13 protein-coding genes are annotated in these 17,332 nt (G+C 71.5%); 3 read left to right on the top strand and 10 right to left on the bottom strand.

Annotation, left to right across the window (positions count from 1 at the left end; all coding sequences use genetic code 11):
* Window positions 1–17 precede the first annotated feature (17 nt).
* Complete coding sequence (locus tag ACZ432_RS04810; RefSeq protein WP_426962957.1) at window positions 18–1,751, bottom strand: Rieske (2Fe-2S) protein; 1,734 nt, start codon at window positions 1,749–1,751, stop codon at window positions 18–20.
* Window positions 1,752–1,868: 117 nt separating this feature from the next.
* On the opposite strand from ACZ432_RS04810, the gene ACZ432_RS04815 reads away from it, so the two are divergent.
* Together ACZ432_RS04815 and ACZ432_RS04820 are read left to right on the top strand one after the other, a co-directional pair.
* Entirely contained in the window at window positions 1,869–2,777 is a 909-nt protein-coding gene (locus ACZ432_RS04815; protein WP_426962956.1) for a CehA/McbA family metallohydrolase, read from the top strand.
* Between the two features lie 112 nt (window positions 2,778–2,889).
* Window positions 2,890–3,720 carry an alpha/beta fold hydrolase gene (locus ACZ432_RS04820; protein ID WP_426962955.1) on the top strand — a complete coding sequence of 277 codons (831 nt, stop codon included), beginning with the start codon at window positions 2,890–2,892 and terminating at the stop codon, window positions 3,718–3,720.
* A gap of 35 nt (window positions 3,721–3,755) precedes the next feature.
* On the opposite strand, the gene carA is transcribed toward ACZ432_RS04820, so the two are convergent.
* Window positions 3,756–4,817 (bottom strand): glutamine-hydrolyzing carbamoyl-phosphate synthase small subunit, encoded by a 1,062-nt coding sequence (gene carA, locus ACZ432_RS04825; protein WP_426962954.1) that lies wholly within the window; start codon window positions 4,815–4,817, stop codon window positions 3,756–3,758.
* 96 nt (window positions 4,818–4,913) lie between these two features.
* Between carA and ACZ432_RS04830 the strand changes: the two genes are divergently transcribed.
* Window positions 4,914–5,327, top strand: a complete 414-nt coding sequence (locus ACZ432_RS04830; protein WP_426962953.1) for an Lrp/AsnC family transcriptional regulator — start codon at window positions 4,914–4,916, stop codon at window positions 5,325–5,327.
* Window positions 5,328–5,394: 67 nt separating this feature from the next.
* Here ACZ432_RS04830 and ACZ432_RS04835 read toward each other — a convergent pair whose 3' ends face one another.
* The 8 genes from ACZ432_RS04835 to ACZ432_RS04870 all read right to left on the bottom strand — a co-directional run bounded on the left by ACZ432_RS04835 (window position 5,395) and on the right by ACZ432_RS04870 (window position 17,223).
* Window positions 5,395–5,928: a cob(I)yrinic acid a,c-diamide adenosyltransferase gene (locus tag ACZ432_RS04835; protein WP_426962952.1), complete on the bottom strand. Its 534-nt coding sequence runs from the start codon at window positions 5,926–5,928 to the stop codon at window positions 5,395–5,397.
* Window positions 5,925–6,164, bottom strand: a complete 240-nt coding sequence (locus tag ACZ432_RS04840; protein ID WP_426962951.1) for a glutaredoxin family protein — start codon at window positions 6,162–6,164, stop codon at window positions 5,925–5,927. The genes ACZ432_RS04835 and ACZ432_RS04840 overlap by 4 nt, the downstream gene beginning before the upstream one ends.
* Before the next feature lie 70 nt (window positions 6,165–6,234).
* Entirely contained in the window at window positions 6,235–8,280 is a 2,046-nt protein-coding gene (locus ACZ432_RS04845) for an ATP-binding protein (protein ID WP_426962950.1), read from the bottom strand.
* Window positions 8,273–10,939, bottom strand: coding sequence for a hypothetical protein (locus ACZ432_RS04850; RefSeq protein WP_426962949.1), 2,667 nt, complete (start codon window positions 10,937–10,939; stop codon window positions 8,273–8,275). The genes ACZ432_RS04845 and ACZ432_RS04850 overlap by 8 nt, the downstream gene beginning before the upstream one ends.
* Entirely contained in the window at window positions 10,936–11,541 is a 606-nt protein-coding gene (locus ACZ432_RS04855; protein WP_426962948.1) for a hypothetical protein, read from the bottom strand. The genes ACZ432_RS04850 and ACZ432_RS04855 overlap by 4 nt, the downstream gene beginning before the upstream one ends.
* Entirely contained in the window at window positions 11,538–14,348 is a 2,811-nt protein-coding gene (locus ACZ432_RS04860) for a hypothetical protein (RefSeq protein WP_426962947.1), read from the bottom strand. The genes ACZ432_RS04855 and ACZ432_RS04860 overlap by 4 nt, the downstream gene beginning before the upstream one ends.
* A complete protein-coding gene (locus ACZ432_RS04865) occupies window positions 14,345–15,391 on the bottom strand; it encodes a hypothetical protein (protein WP_426962946.1) in 1,047 nt (348 codons plus the stop codon). The genes ACZ432_RS04860 and ACZ432_RS04865 overlap by 4 nt, the downstream gene beginning before the upstream one ends.
* Window positions 15,392–15,393: 2 nt before the next feature.
* Window positions 15,394–17,223, bottom strand: coding sequence for a hypothetical protein (locus ACZ432_RS04870; protein ID WP_426962945.1), 1,830 nt, complete (start codon window positions 17,221–17,223; stop codon window positions 15,394–15,396).
* Window positions 17,224–17,332 lie beyond the last annotated feature (109 nt).

The raw sequence follows: 17,332 nt of genomic DNA on the forward strand, positions 1-17,332 counted from the left end.
GCACCGCGCACCGCGCCCTACTCGTGGACCGACTCGCCGCGGTGGAGCCGCGTGGCGATCGAGAAGGTCCCCTCGCGCTCGCGGCGGGTCGGGAAGTGGGCGGCCATGTACCGAGCGAGCGCGACGAGCAGGAGGCGGCGCTCCGCGGGGTCGTCGCGGCGGTCGTACTGCGAGAACGCCGCCTCCAGCGCCTGGAACGTGTGGAAGTTCGCGTCCTCGACCAGCAGCGCGTTGCCGAGTTCCGCCTTCAGCCGGTCCGGATCGCCGCCGCCGTCGAGGTAGCGGGCGGTCGCCCGCGCCGCCGCGTCGACCTCGCCCTCGGTCTCGAAGCACAGCCGGAGGTCAGAGAGCGCCTCCTCGGGGTCCGCGTCCGGCGCCGGGTCGGGATACGGCGCGGGCGGCGTGTTGAGGAACCGGTCGAGGTAGACGTTGACGGCCGCGTCGACGACGCCGCGGTAGAGCTCGGGGGCGTCCACGCGCTCGCTGGTGCGGTGGACCGCATTCGCGTAGGTGAACGTGTGGTGGACGGTGTTCCAGTCGACGAACTCGTTGCTCGTCCCGAACCGCGCGACCCGCGTCGCGGCCGCGTACGCCACCGCGCCCGCGAGCTGCTCCACGGTCGCGCCGTTCCTGATGGCCGCCGCCAGCGCGTCGAAGATCGGTTCCGGCTCCGATCCGCGGAGCGTCTCGGTGAAGTCGTCCGGCTCGGTCCATTCTTCGCCCTCTCCGGCCGCGACGAGGTCGTCGAGGCGGTCGAACAGGTCCTCGCACATGCCGGCGAGGTCGTCGGGGCGGCGCCACTCGGCCAGCTCCTCGCTGCGCTCGGCGCCCGTGAGGTTCTCCACGAGGCTCGACAGCACCGCGTCCGCCTCGTCCCAGCCGATCCGGTCGAGCGCCTCGGTCGCCTTGTTGAAGTGGTCGAACGCGTGACCCGTCGAGAGGTAGCGGTGGTCGGTCGCCGCCGCGGCGACGATCTCCGCGAGCTCGGCGTCGTCGTAGCCGCAGGCGACCGCGGTGCGCAGACACCGCTCGGCGCCGTCCGGGTCGCGGACCTCGACGCAGTCGCGGAACCACTCCTTCAGGCGGTCGTAGGGGACCTCGCGCGTGTCGAACTCGTCCTCCTCGAACTTCGGCGGCTCGTCGGCGCAGTCGCTCGCCACCTCGGTCAGCCCCTGATACATCGCGCGCTGGCGGTCCTGCGGGTCGAGGTCCCCCGCGACGTTCGACAGCGCCGTGAAGATGGTGAGCCCGGACGACCAGCCCCCCTGCCGGTACCGCGTGCCGAACGCGACGCCCGCCTCCAACTGCTCGGACACCGGCACGCCGGCGTCCGCCAGCCCGACCGCGGACTTGGCGATCACCAGCCGAATGTTCCGCTCGAGGCCGTCCTCCAGCCGCTCCCGCCAGTGTTCGGCCGGGGGACGGTCGCGCTCCGGGTTCGGGTTCACGTAAACGGTGCCGTCCTCGACCAGGGTGGGGTACGTCTCCACGTCGTCGGCCCACGGGTCGAAGGTGTTCCCGCAGGAGAGCTCGAAGCGCGCGTGGTGCCACTCGCAGGTGAGGATCCCCTCGTCGACGGTCCCCTCGGTGAGCGGGAACCCCATGTGCGGACACCGGTTGTTCACCGCGCGGACCTCGCCCTCGTGGTGGAACACCGCGATCGGCACGCCGTCGAGCGCGACCAGTTCGCGGCCCGACTCCCGCAGTTCGTCCAGCTCGACCGCCGCCTCGTGCGTCTCGGGAACGCTCATGATCGTTCGTACTGGATCCCGGGCCATAACCGTTCCCTGAAGCGCGTTCTTGTAGTTTATCTTATGTATCTGCCGCCGGCGGACGGTCTTATATAGCCGAGCGTCCTATCGGTCCCCGTGCAGCGCGCCACCGTCCGCATCGACCCGCACGTCCACTCCGAGGACAGCTACGACGGCCACGAGCCGGTGGAGCTGATCTTGGAGCACGCGGCGGACATCGGCCTCGACGCGGTGGTCATCACGGACCACGACACGATGAGCGAGTCGCTCCGCGCGGCCGAGTTGGCCCCGGAGTACGGCCTGATCGGCATCCCCGGCGTGGAGGTGTCGACCGCGCACGGCCACCTGCTCGCGCTCGGCGTCGAGGAGATGCCGCCCCACCGCGCCCCCTACGACGAGACGGTCGCGTGGATCCACGACCACGGCGGCGTCGCGGTCGTTCCCCACCCCTTCCAGCGGTCGCGGCACGGCGTCCGGCGCAGACACGTCCCGGTTCCGAGCGACGAACCAGACGGGGCGGCAGGAGACGCCGCCGGCGGGGACGGCGACGCCGACGCGGAGGCCCCCGACCGCGTCCCCCCGCGGCGCGGCGTCGACGCGGTCGAGGTGTTCAACGCCTGGCTGTTCACGGGCTACCGCAACCGCAAGGCGCGGCGGTTCGCGACGGTCCACGACCTGCCGGGCGTCGCCGCCAGCGACGCCCACACACTCCAGTACGTCGGCCGCGCGTTCACGGAAGTGGAGATCGAGGGCGCGGCGTCCGCGGCCGAGGTGACCGCCGACGAGGTCCTCGACGCGGTCCGCGCGGGCTCGACCACCGTCAGCGGCAAGCGCGCGCCGGTCCCGATGGCGGCGCGCCACTACGCCATCGCGGCCGCGCGCAAGTCGGGTTACTACGCGAAGACGGGCGCGGTCAGAAGCGCCGCGACTGCCAAGTGGGCGGCGTTCCGCGCCGCCTCGACCGCCCGCGTGGGCGCGCTCCAGGGCGCACACCGGCTCGCGCGGATCGCGTCCTGGCTGCGCTGAGCGTCGGTTCCGTCACCCCCGTCGGTCCCGTCTCACTCCTCTCGTCGACCGGTCCGCGTCCGCCCGATCGAGACCGCAAACCCATTTATGGGGCGACACGAAGCGCTGGACGATGCCCTCCACGACGGATCCGCGAGAAACCCTCGCGACCGACGCGTGCTCGCTCCCCGACGGCCGGACGCTCGCGTACGCCACCTGCGGCGCGCCGGACGGCGCCCCGGTCGTCGCCCATCACGGCACGCCCGGGTCGCGGCTGTTCGCCGCGCTGTTCGACGAGGCGGCCGCCGCGGCGGACGTCCGGCTGATCGTCCCCGACCGGCCGGGAGCGGGACGCTCGTCGCCGCCGCCGAGCGACTGGACGTGGCGCGACTGGGGCGCTGACCTGACGGCGCTGCGCGAGGCCGCGTCGATCGACCGCGCGGCCGTCCTCGGGTTCTCCGGCGGCGGGCCTTTCGCGGTCGCGGCGGCGGAACGCGACTGGGCGACTCGGCTCGGGCTGGTCAGCACCGTCGTCCCGCCGGCCGACAACGGCCTCGTCACGCTCTCCCGGGTCCCGTACGCGGTCCCCCTTCTCTTCCGACTCTCCGCCGCAGTCGCCCGGGTGGTCGGATCGGACGCCGTCGTCGGCCAGTACACCGATCGCGACGTGCCGGAGCCGACCGCCGCGGCCGTCGCGGCGGACTTCCACGAGGCGCTGCGGCAGGGACCGGGCGTCGTCGCCCGCGAGACGCGGGCGTTCGGCGACCGCTCGCTCGATCCCGGCCGACCGAGCTGTCCCGTCCGCGCGTGGCACGGGACGCGCGACGAGAACACGCCGGTCGGCCCCGCGCGGGAGTTCGTCGAGGCGACGGGCGGCCGACTCGTCACGTCCGAGACCGACCACCTCGGGACGCTCCTCGACCGCCGTCGGGACGCGCTCGCGTGGCTCGGCGGGGAAGAATAGTGGAGGAATAGCCGCCGGAAGCGGACCGACCGCGTTCAGTCGGCCGTGACGGGCGAGCGCGAGGTCGCCAGGTCCAGCACGTCGTCGAAGAAGTCGAGGCTGTCGTTCGGGCCGGGGTTGGCCTCGGGGTGATACTGGCGCGTGATGATGTCGAGGTCCTCGCTGTCGAGCCCCTCGGGGGTGTCGTCGTTGACGTTCACCTGCGTCACCTCGAGCGGGCCGGGGTCCGCGACCGTGTAGCCGTGGTTCTGGGTCGTCATCACGACGCGGTTCGTCTCCAGGTCGCGGACGGGCTGGTTGACGCCGCGGTGGCCGAACGCCATCTTCTCGGTCGAGCCGCCGAGCGCCGAGGCGACGATCTGCTGGCCGAGGCAGATGCCGGCCAGCGGCACGTCGCCGGCGAACGCCTCCGCGACCGCCTGCGCGGCCTCGAAGTTCTCCGGGTCGCCCGGGCCGTTGGAGACGAACACGATGTCGGGGTTCACGGCTTCGACCGCCTCCGGCGTCGCGTCGTACGGGAGCACGTGCACGTCCGCGCCGCGGGCGGTGAGGTTCTCGATGATCGAACCCTTCGCGCCGCAGTCCAGCAGCGCGACGGTGTAGTCGCCGCCGCCGTCGTGGACTTCGGGTTCGTCGACCGACACCTCCGCGCCGATGTCGGTGTGGTCGCTCATCGGCACGCAGGCCTCCATCTCCGCGACCGCGTCCTCCGGCGTCGCGTCCTCGCCCGCCGCGATCCCGCAGGCCATCGCGCCCTCCTCGCGGACGCTCGTCACGATCTCGCGGGTGTCGAGGTGGTCGATCGCCGGGACGCCCTCGCCGGCCAGCCACTCCGCCACGTCGTCCGTGAACTCGCGGGCGATGGCGGCGCTCGGCTGGACGGTGTCGGACTCGAACCGCTCGGCTCGGACGCCGTAGTTCCCGATCAGCGGGTAGGAGAAGGTGAGCACCTGCTGGGCGTAGGAGGGGTCGGTGAGCGACTCCTCGTACCCCGTGTACGCGGTCGTGAACACCAGTTCGCCGCGGGTCTGCCCCGGAGCACGCGCGCGCGCCTCGAACACGCGGCCGTCCTCCAGCGCGAGGTAGGCGTCCGTCATTACGAGATACGTACGGAGGAAGCGTAATAAGTGCGTCGTTCGAAGTAGAGTTACGATATTCGTAACGAGTAAGTGGCGGGGGGCGTACACTCGGGCATGGACGACCTCGACCGGCAGATCCTCTCGATCCTCCGACGGGACGCACGAACCCCCTACACGGAGATCGCCGAGCGCGTCGGCACCTCGGAGGGGACCGTGCGGAACCGCGTGGACAGGATGACCGAGGAGGGGGTCATCGAGCGGTTCACGGTGACGACGCGAACGGGGAACGTGAAGGCGATGATCGAGATCTCGGTGCAGATGAACGTCGACACGAGCGCGGTCGGCGAGCGCATGACCGACTGGGAGGAGGTCGACTTCGTCTGGCAGGTCTCCGGCGAGGAGGACATCGTGCTGATCGTCGACGCGGTCGACACCCGCGCCGTCAACGACCTGATCTCGCAGGCGCGCGAGATGGAGGAAGTCAAGTCGACGAAGACGCGGCTGATCCTCGACGAACGGCTCGGATGACTCCGATCGAGGCTCCGTCTCGGCCACGGTCCTGACGGTCGCGATCCGCCGGTCGGGCGACTGAATCTCAGTAGCTCGGCGATTCCTCGACCTCGCCGTCCCGCGCGTTGACGACGCGCCCCAGCGTGAACAGCGCGTCCGAGAGCCGGTTGAGGTAGGCGACGACCTCCTCGTTCGTCTCCTCCGCGCGGGCGAGCGCGACCGCGCGCCGCTCCGCCCGCCGCGTCACCGCGCGGGCGTGGTGCAGCGCCGCGCCCCCCTCGCCGCCACCGGGGAGGATGAACGACCGGAGCGGCTCCAGCTCCTCGTCGAAGCCGTCGATCCAGTCTTCGAGCTGTTCGGTGTGCTCCGGGCGCACGCGCGGGTCGTCCTCGTCCGGGTCGGGATTCGCGAGGTCCGCCTGGACGATGTGGAGGTGGTTCTGCACCGCCTCGAGCACCTCGTCCACGTCGTCGTAGCCGGTCGGGCGGACCGTTCCGAGGAGCGCGTTCGCCTCGTCGACGGTGCCGTAGGCTTCGATCCGCGGGTCCGTCTTAGAGACCCGCTCCATCGTCCGCAGGTCCGTCTCGCCGGCGTCCCCGCGGCCGGTGTATATCGTCATGCCAGCGTGCGCTCCACGTACTGCACGATGTTGGCGCTCTCGCACATCGTCACGCCGCGGTCGCCGTCCACGAGGACCGGGACGCCGCGCTGCCCGCTCACCCGGCGGACCTCGTCGCGGTCGGAGTGGAGCGCCTCGACCCACTCGGTGTCGTAGTCGACGCCCGCCGTCTCGAGCGCGTCGTGGACCTTCTCGCACCACGGACAGCCGTCCAGCGCGTACAGAGTGATCGCCATGCCTGACGTTGGGCCAGCGTCGGCATGAAGGTTGGCCACGGGCGCGGCCGACGGGACGAACCCGGTGCCGTCAGGGCTCCCCGCCGCCCAGTTCGCGTCGCCGCTGCTTGTACCGGTCCGGGAGGAGGTCGACCGCGGTCACCTCCTCCAGGGCCTCGTCCTCCATCCGGCGGTACTCGGACCGGTTCGCGGGCGGCTGGTACGTCTCGAGCGCGTCGAGGACCGCCTCGGCGGGGATCGTCGACCCCTCCCCGGTGCCGTTCGCGGCCAGGTGGTTCCAGACGGCCTCCTTGGCGACCCGCTCCAGCTCGGCGCCGGTGTACCCCTCCGTTCGCTCCACGAGCTCCGCCCAGTCGCTCTCGTCGAGGGCCGGCGTCGCCTCCCGCCGCCCGAAGTTCACCTCCAGGATGGCGCGCCGCGCCTCGGCGTCCGGGCGGAGGAACGGGATCGTCAGGTCGAACCGCCCGGCCCGCTTGAGGGCGGGGTCGATCTTGTGCGGCTCGTTGCTGGCGCCGATCCAGATCACCTCGCCCTCCAGTTCCGGGTCGGACATGAACTGCAGGATGCGCGCGAACAGGCGCTGGTCGACGCCGCTGCCGGTCCCGTCCCCGCGCTGGCCGAGGCTCTGGTCGATCTCGTCCATGAACACGACGACCGGCTTCAGCGAGCGGATCAGCTCCAGCGCCCGCGAGAGGTTCCGCTCGGACTCGCCGACCCACATCGACCGGATGTCGCCGAACTCGGCGAAGTTGACCCCGCAGGCGTTCGCGAACGCGCGGGCGACCATCGTCTTCCCGGTGCCCGGCGGACCCAGGAACAGCAGGCCGTTCGGAAGCGAGCGCCGGACCATCTCGGAGTCGCCGGCCTCGTCGAGCAGTTCGGAGATCGTCAGCAGCTTCCGGCGGACCGGCTCCAGCCCGCCGACGGCCGCGAACGCCTCCTCGGGGTCCGTCGACGGGTCGGGCTCCGTGACCTGCAACAGCCCCCCGCTCTCCTCGGAGAGCAGGTCCCGCTTCGCCTCCGTCACGTACTCCATCGTCAGCTCCCCGTCCCGTTCGGAGCGGGCCTGTAAGACGAGGTTCTCGAGGCCGACCCTGTCGAGGCCCGACGTCCTGTTCGCCAGCGTCGCGAGCTTCTCGTCGATGCGGTCGCCGAACTCGTCGCTGAACCGGACCGGTTCGCCGGCCGCGTCGAGGCGCACGCCGGGCATGTGGTCGACGCGCGACCCCGTGAAGAGGGTCGTCAGGAACTTCAGCCGGGCCTCGGCCGTCTCGGGACGCGGGACCTCGATCGTGTCGACGTGGCTCGTCCCGGACCGGAGGTCGTCGTTGAGGGAGTCGGTCCCGTCGGCCAGGAGGACCACCTGGTTCTCGCTCCGGAACATCTCCGGGGACTGGGCCCACCGCTGTATCGCGTCGGTCAGGACGTTCCGGTTGACGTTCGTGGAGTCGGGCGGGACGAGCAGCTGCAGGTTGTCCACGATGACCGAGACGCCACCGTCGTAGCCCGCCCCGAGCAGTCGTTCGATGACCTGCAGGTCGCGGTCGAGGGCCTCCTGCGGGCTCCGGGCTCGCCCGTCCCGGAGGTCGAGGTCGTCCTCCTCCAGCACCTCGAACGGCGTCGGGTCGTCGGCCGGCGTCGAGTCCCCCCTGATCGGGTCGGAGAAGCCGTTCGAGAGGGAGTAGCGGACGACCCAGTCCTTCCGCGCGGCCGCGCTCCGCTCCAGCCGGTCGATGACCGGCGTGAACCCGCGGTGCGGGGAGAACGCGTAGTCGTGGACGTTGCCGACGAGCATGAACACGCGGGCGACGTCGGCACGTTCGTGCTGGTGGAGTTCGGCCAGCCACTCGGGGTCGGGCCCCAGGAACCCCTCGTCCATCCACAGCCGCTGGAGGTCGGGGTTCCCGTCCATGAGGAAGCTGTCCAGCCAGTCGGGCGGGCTCCCGTCGCCCCCGTCGTGATCGCCGCGGAGCCAGGGCGGGGCCTCCCCCCGCGGGAAGTTCTTCTCGGCGCGGTCGCCCGACAGGACACCGAACCGATCGTCCAGATCCCGAACGAAGCGGTCCGCCCAGTCGGGGAGAGCGGAAAACTCGACGCCGTCGGCTGGCTCACTCATAGTACTCCTCCACGTCGGCCTCGATCTCCCGTATCGAGTCGGCGTACTGGTCCGCGAACCGCCCGGACCCGACGGCGTCGAGCCGCGACTCGTAGTACCGCCTGATGAGCGCCAGGTACTCCTCGTGGTGTCTGTGGAACTCCGACTCCGCGACCGCCGCGTCGTGGCGCTGCTTGGCCGCTCCGCGGGCGCGCGGCTCGATCCGGCCCAGCACCGCCTGGTCCTCGCGGCTCAGCTGGGAGCGGTGTTGTTGGGCCAGCCTGTCGTCGCCGATCGCCTTCGTCGTCCCGTCGATGGACCGCTGGACCGACTCCAGGTCCTCGACCGTCGACCGGAGCGTCGACAGGCGGTCCTCGAGGTCGGACTCGCGCTCGCGGGCCGCGTCCAGCACGCGCTCCCACTCTGACTCCCGCCTGTCGGTGAGCGCGCCGATGCGCTGCTCGCGCTGTCGCGCGAACGCGATCGCGCCCTCGATGTCGGAGAACGACCCCGAGACGGCGACCGAGGCGTCCTCCAGGTTCGCGCGCTTCCGCTCCAGGCGCTGTCGCAGGTCCGCGGCCGTCTGCTCCCCCTCCCGAGCGTCCGCCCGATACCCCTCGCGGACCTCCCGGAGCGACTCGCGTTCCGCCTCGAGGAGCTCGGTCCGCGTCCGCTCGTCCTGGTCCGGCGCGTCGACCGCCTCCAGCGAGGACAGCTCCTCGTCGACCTCGGATAGCCGGTCGTCGAGCGCGGACGCGCGCCGGTCGTCGGCCTCGGCCAGCCGCTCCAGATACGCGACGTTCCGCTCGATCCACGCGAACTCCTCGGCGATTCCCGCCTCCACGTCGGTCCCGAGGTCCAGGCGACGCAGATACGCACCCAGCTGCTGGTGGTAGCTGGGCGCCTCCTCCACGAGGCGCTGGACCCGACGGTCCTCCTGCTGGAGTTCGACGAGCGTGTCCAGGGAGTCGATCCGGCGCTCCAGAACCTCGATTAAGCCGTCCCTGAGCGTCCGTCCGGCGGACAGCAGCTGTCGGCGGAACTCGGCCTCCCGCCGTTTGTACTGCACTCGCTCCTCGCGCCGGTCGGCCTCGCGGCGCTCCCGCTGGTCGCCCCGGCGTTCGCTCTCGCTCGCCCGAGCGCGCGCTCGGTCGGCCGTCTCCCGCGCGCGAACGGTCTGGTAGTACCCGCTTCGCACGAGCGCGTCCCTGGCCGCCGGCCCGAGGGGGTCCGGCGCGTCCCGCATCAGCTGCGAGAGGTGATCGCGCGCGTCGTCGTGGCCGAGCGTCTCCAGCGCCGCGACCGCTTCCCGCGCTCCCGCCGGGTCGCTTTCGCCGGCGTCCGCGGCCGCCTCGGCGACCGGGTCGGCCGCCGCGAGGATCACCTCGTTCGAGACCGCATCCAGCGCGGCGGCGACGACCGGATCGTCGGGGTCGCGGTCGTCCAGGAGCGCCGTCAGCCGCTCCGCGAGGTCCTCCGGCCGGGACCGTATCAGCTCCGCCACCGCGGCGGAGACCGTCGCCTCGTCGGCCGACCCGCGCTCGCCGATCTCCTGGAAGAGCGTCCGGATCTCCGCGTCCGTCGCCGCCACCTCGTCGTCGGTGACGTACCGGACGCGGTCGCGGTAGCGAACGTCGGGGCGCTCCTCGACCTCCGCGTCGAGGCCGGTGAGGACCGAGCAGAGCGCCCGGACCGCCTCCCGTCGTTCGGGACCCGTCTCCTCCGCGGCGACGTCGAGCAGCACGTCGACCACCGCTCGAACGCCGGTGACGCCGTCGAGGGTCTCGATGACGTGTTCGATCGACTGGCGGTACTGGGGGAGGTCGCGCAGCCGGTCGACCTCCTGGCCGAGCGCCTCCACCGCGACCTCCGAGAGGGCGATCTCGTTCCGGAGCCGGCCGGGGAGCTGTTCGCGGTCGGCGCGCTGGTAGGCGTCGAGCGCCTCGACCGCCTCGGTCAGCGCGAACTCGTCGTCGCCCGGCAGCTCCGCCGACCACTCCTTCAGGTTCCGCAGCGCCGTCATCATCACCGACTGGTCCTTGCTGTTCCGCAGCGGAACCAGGTGGTACAGCAGGACGTCGAAGTCGGTCTCCGAGAGCGACCCGTCGCCGAGCAGCCGGAGCGAGCTCTTGACCTCCTCCGGCGGCGCCGTCTCCGAGAGCAGCTGGTTCAGGGACCGCTGCTGGTTGAAGTTCGTGACGACGTCCGCCGTCGGCGAGTCGTCGGTCGGGGCGCTCCGGTAGAGGTCCTTGAGGGCGTTCCTGACGCGCGGTGGATAGCTCCCCCCGCGCCGGGAGCGCTCGGCCTCGGCGACGATCGCCGAGAACAGGTGCGGCTCGGACGACCGGTGGTTCCGCACCCAGCCGACGACCGCGGACAGAAAGCTCACGGCCTGTCTCGGCGGGTCGGACGCTCCCGCGAGGTTCACGAAGAGGACCTCCAGGAGCAGTCGCCGGTCGTCGGCGCGCATCTCCCGGAACCGGCGCCGGAGGGTCCGCTTGCAGAGCCGTCGAACGTCCCGGTCGTCGTCCCAGAGCCCCAACACCAGCGCGCGCGTGACGCGCCGGTCCCCCGGCGGCGCGTCCGCCAGCGTCTGCGCGTCCGCGTTCCGCTGTGCCGCGTCCCCCCGTCCCGCACTGAGCCGGCGAACGGCGGACGACACCGCCGACGCGCCGCTCATGTGTCCCCCTCCCTGTTCTCGTCGCGCTGCCGGCGATCGGCTGGCTCGCGTTCCGCCGGGCGCTCCTCGTCGTCGGCCGCCACCTCGGGCGCCCCCTCGCGGAAGCCGATGGGGAAGACGTCCTCGCCGATCGGGAAGCGGTCCGAGTGAAGCTCGAACCAGTCCTTCTCGGTGTACGGGACCGGCGTCTCGGGCTCGACCGCCGGTCGCTGTTCGGCCTCCGCGACCGCTTCGGCGACCTCGTCGACGGTCACGGGATCGGAGAGGTGGTAGTCGTTTCGCGCCGGGAGGTCGGGGTCACCGTGGACCGACTCGCCCGCCGAGACGGCCGGCGGCGGTCCGGCCGCCTCGCCCGCGTCGAAGTCGGCCTCGGCCCCCCGTGCCGACTCCTGGCGGTCCGTCGTCCGAGCGACGTCGCTCCGGGTCTCCTCGACGTCGGCCGCGGTTCCCTCCCAGGTCTCCTCGATGCGGTCCGTCGACCCCTCGATCTCCCGCTGGAGCGACTTCGAGTCGTTCAGAAGGCTCTCCGTCCCGTTCAACAGCTCGTCCCAGTTCGACCGGTTCCGCTCCGCGTCGCCGGCGCGGCGGGGGCGCTGTCTCATCGCTCCTCACCGCCCTCGACTCGCTCGGCGGCCCGGTCCGCCAGTTCTTGGTCGACGTCCGCGACCCTGTCCGCCTCGACGGCCCGCCTGAAGACGCTGTCCAGCCGCCACTCCGTCTCGTTGCGGCGGTACTGGCGCGTTCGCGCTCGCTCCGCCGACTCGACCGCCGCCACGTCGGCCTCCGGGACCTCCGCCCTCGTCCGCTCGCCGAGGGCCGCGAGGTCGTCGTGGTCCGCGTCGAGCCGGTCCGCGAGCTCCCTGACGTGCTCGGCCTGGCGCGTTCGCCGGTCGAGCGCCTCCGACTGCGTCTCGGCGAGGGACCGGAGCGTCCCCCGGAGCGAGTCGGCGCGCGACCGAGCCGTCTCGCCCCGGTCCCGCAGCGTGGCCTCCCGCGACCGGGCGGACTGTCGCACGCCGGTTAACTCGCCGACGATGTCGTCGACCCGCGCCTGGACGCGGTCGTACTCCTCCCTGATCTCGCGGAGCTCCGACTGCCGGTTCTCGAGTTCGCGCCGGTAGCCGTCGATGCGCTGGAGCGAGTCCTCGAGGTCGCTCTCGAGGTCGCGGTGATCGTCGCGGAGCCGCCGCAGTTCGTCCTCGAGGTCCGAGATGTCGGCGGTCAGCCGCCGGAGATCGGACTTGCGGTTCGAGAGCTCCGTCTCCGCCTCGTTCTGCTTCCCCTCCAGCTTCTCGATCTCCCGGTTTATCTCGCCCATCTTCCGTTCCCACTCGTCGTGTCTCCGCTCGTACTGCTCCCGCCAGTTCTCCCCGGAGAAGTCCCGCGGTGACGGCTCCTTGCCGTCCAGCTGCCGGAACTCCCGCTGGAGCGACCCGACCTCCTGTTCCAGGCTGGGGATGACCTCATGTTGCAGCTCCTGGATCCGGTTTTCGACGTCGTCCTTCTCCCGTCGCGCGCTGTCCAGGTCCCCTTCGGCCGCGTCGATGTCGCTCTCGACCGCCTCGATGTCGCGCTCGATCCGCTTCGCCTCGTCGCGCTCCGTCTGCACCTCGTCGCGCAGGGAGTCGATCCGGCCGACGAGCTCGCGGATCGCTTCCTCGAGCTCCTGCAGCTGGTCGAACAGCGGCGCCAGTTTCAGCATCCGCGTCGCCCCCTGCGACCGGAACTCGGCCAGGTTGTCGACGCTCTTCGACGCGGCCTCGGCCGCCTCCAGGCCGGCCCGCTTTCGCTCGTCCTCCGTCGACGCTCGCTCCTCGGCCCGGTCGCGGATCTCGCGGTCGATGTCCGTCGCCGTGGACATCGCGTCGAAGCGGGCCTCGATCCGGTCGGCGGTGGTGCGGCGCTGCGACTCGCGTTCGACCTCCGACTCGTAGCCGGCGTCGACGAGCGCCTCGCGGGCCGCACGCCGCAGTTCCCCGTCGTCCGCGTCGAACGCCGGGTCCAGCAGGACGTCCACGATCTCCCGCGACTCGAGTCGGTCCAGCGCGTCGACGAGCCGGAGCCGTTTGTCCGCGTCCCCCTCGGCGGCGTCCCAGAGGTCGGCCGCGACGTCGACGAACTCGACGAGCCGGTGGTCGGCCGCGGCCTCGAGTTTGGCGTCGGCGACGGCGCTTTCCCCGACGTCCTCGGCGTCGATCTCCCACAGGAGCCGCTGGATCTCGGGCGGCCGAACCGAGAGCCACGCGCTCGCCGCGTGCGCGCGGACCGCCTCGGAGTAGGAGGAGGACTCGACGATCGTCTGCAGCGTGGACCGGACCGCCTCGTCGACGCCGAGCTCCGCCTCGGTGAAGAACACGCCCCGCATGTGGTCGGTCTGAGCCGGAGTCTCCGTCTCCTGCCGGGGCTCCAAGCCGACGAGGACCGACTCGAGGACGTCGATGCCCGCGTGCACCGCCTCGTCCTCGTGAGCGTCCCGGAGGAGGAACGAGCAGACGTCGTCCGCGCAGCCGCGGAGGCCGGGGACGTGCTCCAGCGTCTCGAAGGCCGAGACGACGACTTCCTGCCGGCTCTCGATGCGCGGCAGCTCACGCAGCCACTCGACGATGGCGGGACCGACGTACCCGGACATCACGATGCCCGTGACCATCGAGGTCGGCAGCTCGTCGAGGTCGCCGGCGAGGTCCTCCTCGAGCAGTTCGATGGCCTCCTCCGCCGTGCGCCGGTCGTCGAGCTGTTTCGCCCACGTCTCGTAGGCGTCGAGCGCCGCCTTCTCGACCGCGGCGTCGTAGTGGTTCCGCAGCGGATAGAGGACGTCGACGACCATCCGCGTCGGAACGTCCGCGAGCGGTTCGTCGCCGAGCGTCCGCAGCAGCGAGACCCGCGACTCCGCGCCGAGATTCGGGTCGACGAGCCGCTGCTGGATGTCCCGTTCGCGGAACGCCGCGACGCGCTCGTCGGACTCGCGGTCCCCGACCTCGGCGAGCCGTCGGAACTCCTCCTCCGCGGCCGAGATGCCCTCTGAGGAGGTGTCGTACCGCAGCAGCGACTGGACCTCGTCCAGGAACGCGATGAACACCTCGGGGTTCCGGTGGCGGAGCTGATACGCTCGGTCGCCGAGCGCGCGGACGCCCTCCTCGGACTCGATCCCCGCCGCGGTCCGCGTGCCAAGGTTCCGGACGAGCCGACGCAGCCACCGGGACTGCTCGTCGGCTTCCAGTTCCGACAGCGCCTCCAGCAGCCCCGCCCAGTCGAACTCCTCGTCGAGCGACGCGAGGCCGTCGTCCGTCGTCGTCGCCACCGCCACGAGGTGCCGCGGCCGGAGCTCCCCGGGGTCGACCCCCGACTCCCCCTCGCGGTTCGAGAGGAACCGCTCCAGCTGTTCCGGGTCGGCCTGCCCTCGGTCGGTCATAGGAAGGCGACGGCGAGGACCCCCGCGGCGGTGACGGCGAGGAGCGCGACCTTCGCGTACTCCAGCGCGGCGGGCGTCTGGGTCGCCTCGAGCTCGGCGACCGTGGCCTGCAGCTCGTCGACGCTCGAGGCGAGATCCTGGTTCGAGTTCCGGATCGCCTCCGAGACCTCGTCCTGGACGGTCCGGTTCCGGTCGGCCTGCTGGCGGATCTGGTCGAGGACCTCCGCGGACTGGCGCTCGAACTCGGAGGCCGCCTCCTCCATCGGCGTCGCGATGCCGTCCAGCTTCTGTATCGCCTGCGACTGCCGCTGGTTCAGGTCCGAGAGGGTCTCGCTGACCTCCTCGAGGCCGGCCAGCGTCTCGGGGACGTCCTGCGCGAGCATCTCCCGCGTCTCCGCCTCCTTCTGGATGGTCTCGTTCAGCTGCTCCACCGTCCGCCGCATCGCCTCGGAGTTCTCCTGGAGCTGCTCCAGGCGGGACTTGAGCGCCTCGGAGTTCTCCCGCTGGGTGATCGTGTGTTCGGTCTGCCACTCCTCGAGCCCCTCCATGGACTCCTCGTACACCTCCTCGACGCGCCGGTGCTGGGCGGCCCATTCGGTGAGGATGTCCGTCGTCTCGTCGAGCAGCTGCTGCTGTTCCTGCCGCCAGGTCTCGACGTTGTTCGCGACGCGCTCGACGGGCTCGGCGGCGTCGTCGAGCGTCTCGCCCCACTGCCGGAGCCCCTCGAAGTCATCGACGGTGCCGATCGCAGCGGAGAACCCGCCGACCGCCTCGTCCATCCGGTCGAAGACCGCCTCGAAGTCGTCGCCGATCTCGTTGAGCTCCTGTTGTGACTCCTCGAGCTTGTCGACCTGCTCGGTCACCGCCTGGTCGACCGACGCCTCGATGCGGTCCGCGTTGTCGTCTAACGCCCCCTTCATCTCGTCCTCGAGGGACTCGAGCTGTGCCTGCTCCTGCTGTTGGGAGCGGTAGAGGACCGCCCCGAGACCGCCGGTTCCGACCAGGATCGATGCGACGATGAGTAGGTTTCCAGTAGTTACCATGATCAGTGTGCCTCCGTGATGCCCGCGCGCCGGGCCTCCCGTTCGAGCTCCGTCAGCAGCTGCCGTCCGCCCCGTCTGAGGTCGGACTCCGCCAGGTTCCGTTCGAAGCCGTCCGTGTCGACGCCGGCCTCGCTCAGTTCGTCGATGAACCGCTCGGCGTGGAGCGAGACCAGGATATCGACTAACCCCTCCACGACGTCGAGCCGCTCCTCGAGGTCCGGGTGCTCCGTGCGAACCCGGTCCGCCACCTTCCGCACGACGCCGAGGTTCAACAGGAGCTGTAGCTCCGAGGTGTCGATGGGCGCCGCCAGCAGTCGTTCCGTGACGTCGACCGCGGTCTGCCCGTCGACGGCGGCACCGTCCTCCTGAACGTACTGCATCAACCTCGACAGCCGGTCGTAGAACCGGCGGTCCCTGTTCGACAGCGCCGCGTCGTCCTCGAGGAACGACTCGAGCCGCTCCCACCGACCCAGGCCGGCGAGCGACTCGACGTATGCCGTCGCCACGGCCTCGGCATCGTCCTCCGACGCGTCGGGGAAGACGCCGTCGGTCGACTCCGCGACCTCGACCACCCGTCTGGCGTTGTTGCGCCGGCTCCCGATCCGCATGAGGAACCGGGCCGCTCGGACCTCCTGGCCGAACTCCTCCTCGAGCCGTTCGACGTACTCCTCGGCGGTCTCGAGGTCGCCGACCCGGAGCCTGTTCTCGACCGCGTTCCGACACACGGCCGGGTCGGGATGGTCCTCCAGCAGCGCCGCCCAGACGTCGAACGCGTCGTGCCAGCGCTCGTCGGTTTCGGCCGCCCTGGCGGCCATCATCCCGGTCTCTCGGTCGCTCTCGCCCGAGACGTAGGTGTCGGCGTCGTACGCGGTCAACACGTCGGTCGCGATCTCCCGGCGCCCCGCCGCATCCGCCGCCTCGAACAGCTCGGGGCCGACGTCGAACAGCTCCGCCGCGGGGAAGAGGTACGTTCGGTAGAGTTCGAGCGCGTCCTCGCGGCCGGTGTCGGTCCCGCACAGCAGCGCCTCGATGGAGGCGGCGATCAGGCGCCCGTCGATATCCGCCGGATCGGGCTCGCACTCGCGGAGCCACCGCTCGACCGCGAGGACGATCTCCGGGTAGCACTCCGCTCGGCGGCCGAACTCCACGAGCGACTCCAGCCGGTCGACCCCCTGTTCCGGCTCCCAGCGGTTCAGGCTGCCCCGGAGATGTCGTCGAAATCGCTCCTCGAGGCCCAGGTCGTCCGCGACCGCGAGCAGCGGGACCGGCGTCCGCAGCGAGGTGCGGGCGTCCAGCGCCTCGGCCACCAGGTCGGCAGCCGCGTCCGGCCGCCCGCGCTCCCGTAACGCCCTCGCGACGGGGACGACCGGCACCGAACCGACGTCCAGCGTCGAGAGACGAGCGATCTGGTCGTCGGTCAGCGGGACGCTCGCGCCGTGGATGGCCACCGTCCGCAACAGCAACCGGCGCCACTCCGACCGCGCCATGCAGAACTCGAAGCGGTCCGCGTCGAGGCCGCCGGACGCGTCCCCGCGACCGGCCGTCAGACACCAGTCGAGGAGGTCGTCGTGGGGACTCCGCGGAACGTCGACGTCGGGGAGGTCCTCGGCCCCGAGGCGGAACTCGACGATCAGTCTCGCCGCCTCCACGAGGCCCGACGCGTAGCCACCGCCGCGATAGTCGACGCGAAGGAACCGATCGACCGCCTGAACGACCGCCGGCCGGTCCAGCGATTCCGGATCCGACCCGAGCTGCCGGTCCAGCCGGGTCAGCCGATCCAGCGCGGTCGCGTACTCCCGGGACCCCTCGACCGGGGGCGGCTCCAGATCCACACCACCGTCGGCTCGGACCGCCCCCCGACCGGACGCGTCGTCCGATCGCCTGACAGGGACGTGACTTTTGTCACCAGATGACACAGAACGCACACCGAGTCGGACTCAC

The sequence above is a fragment of the Haloparvum alkalitolerans genome (genome assembly GCF_055381565.1).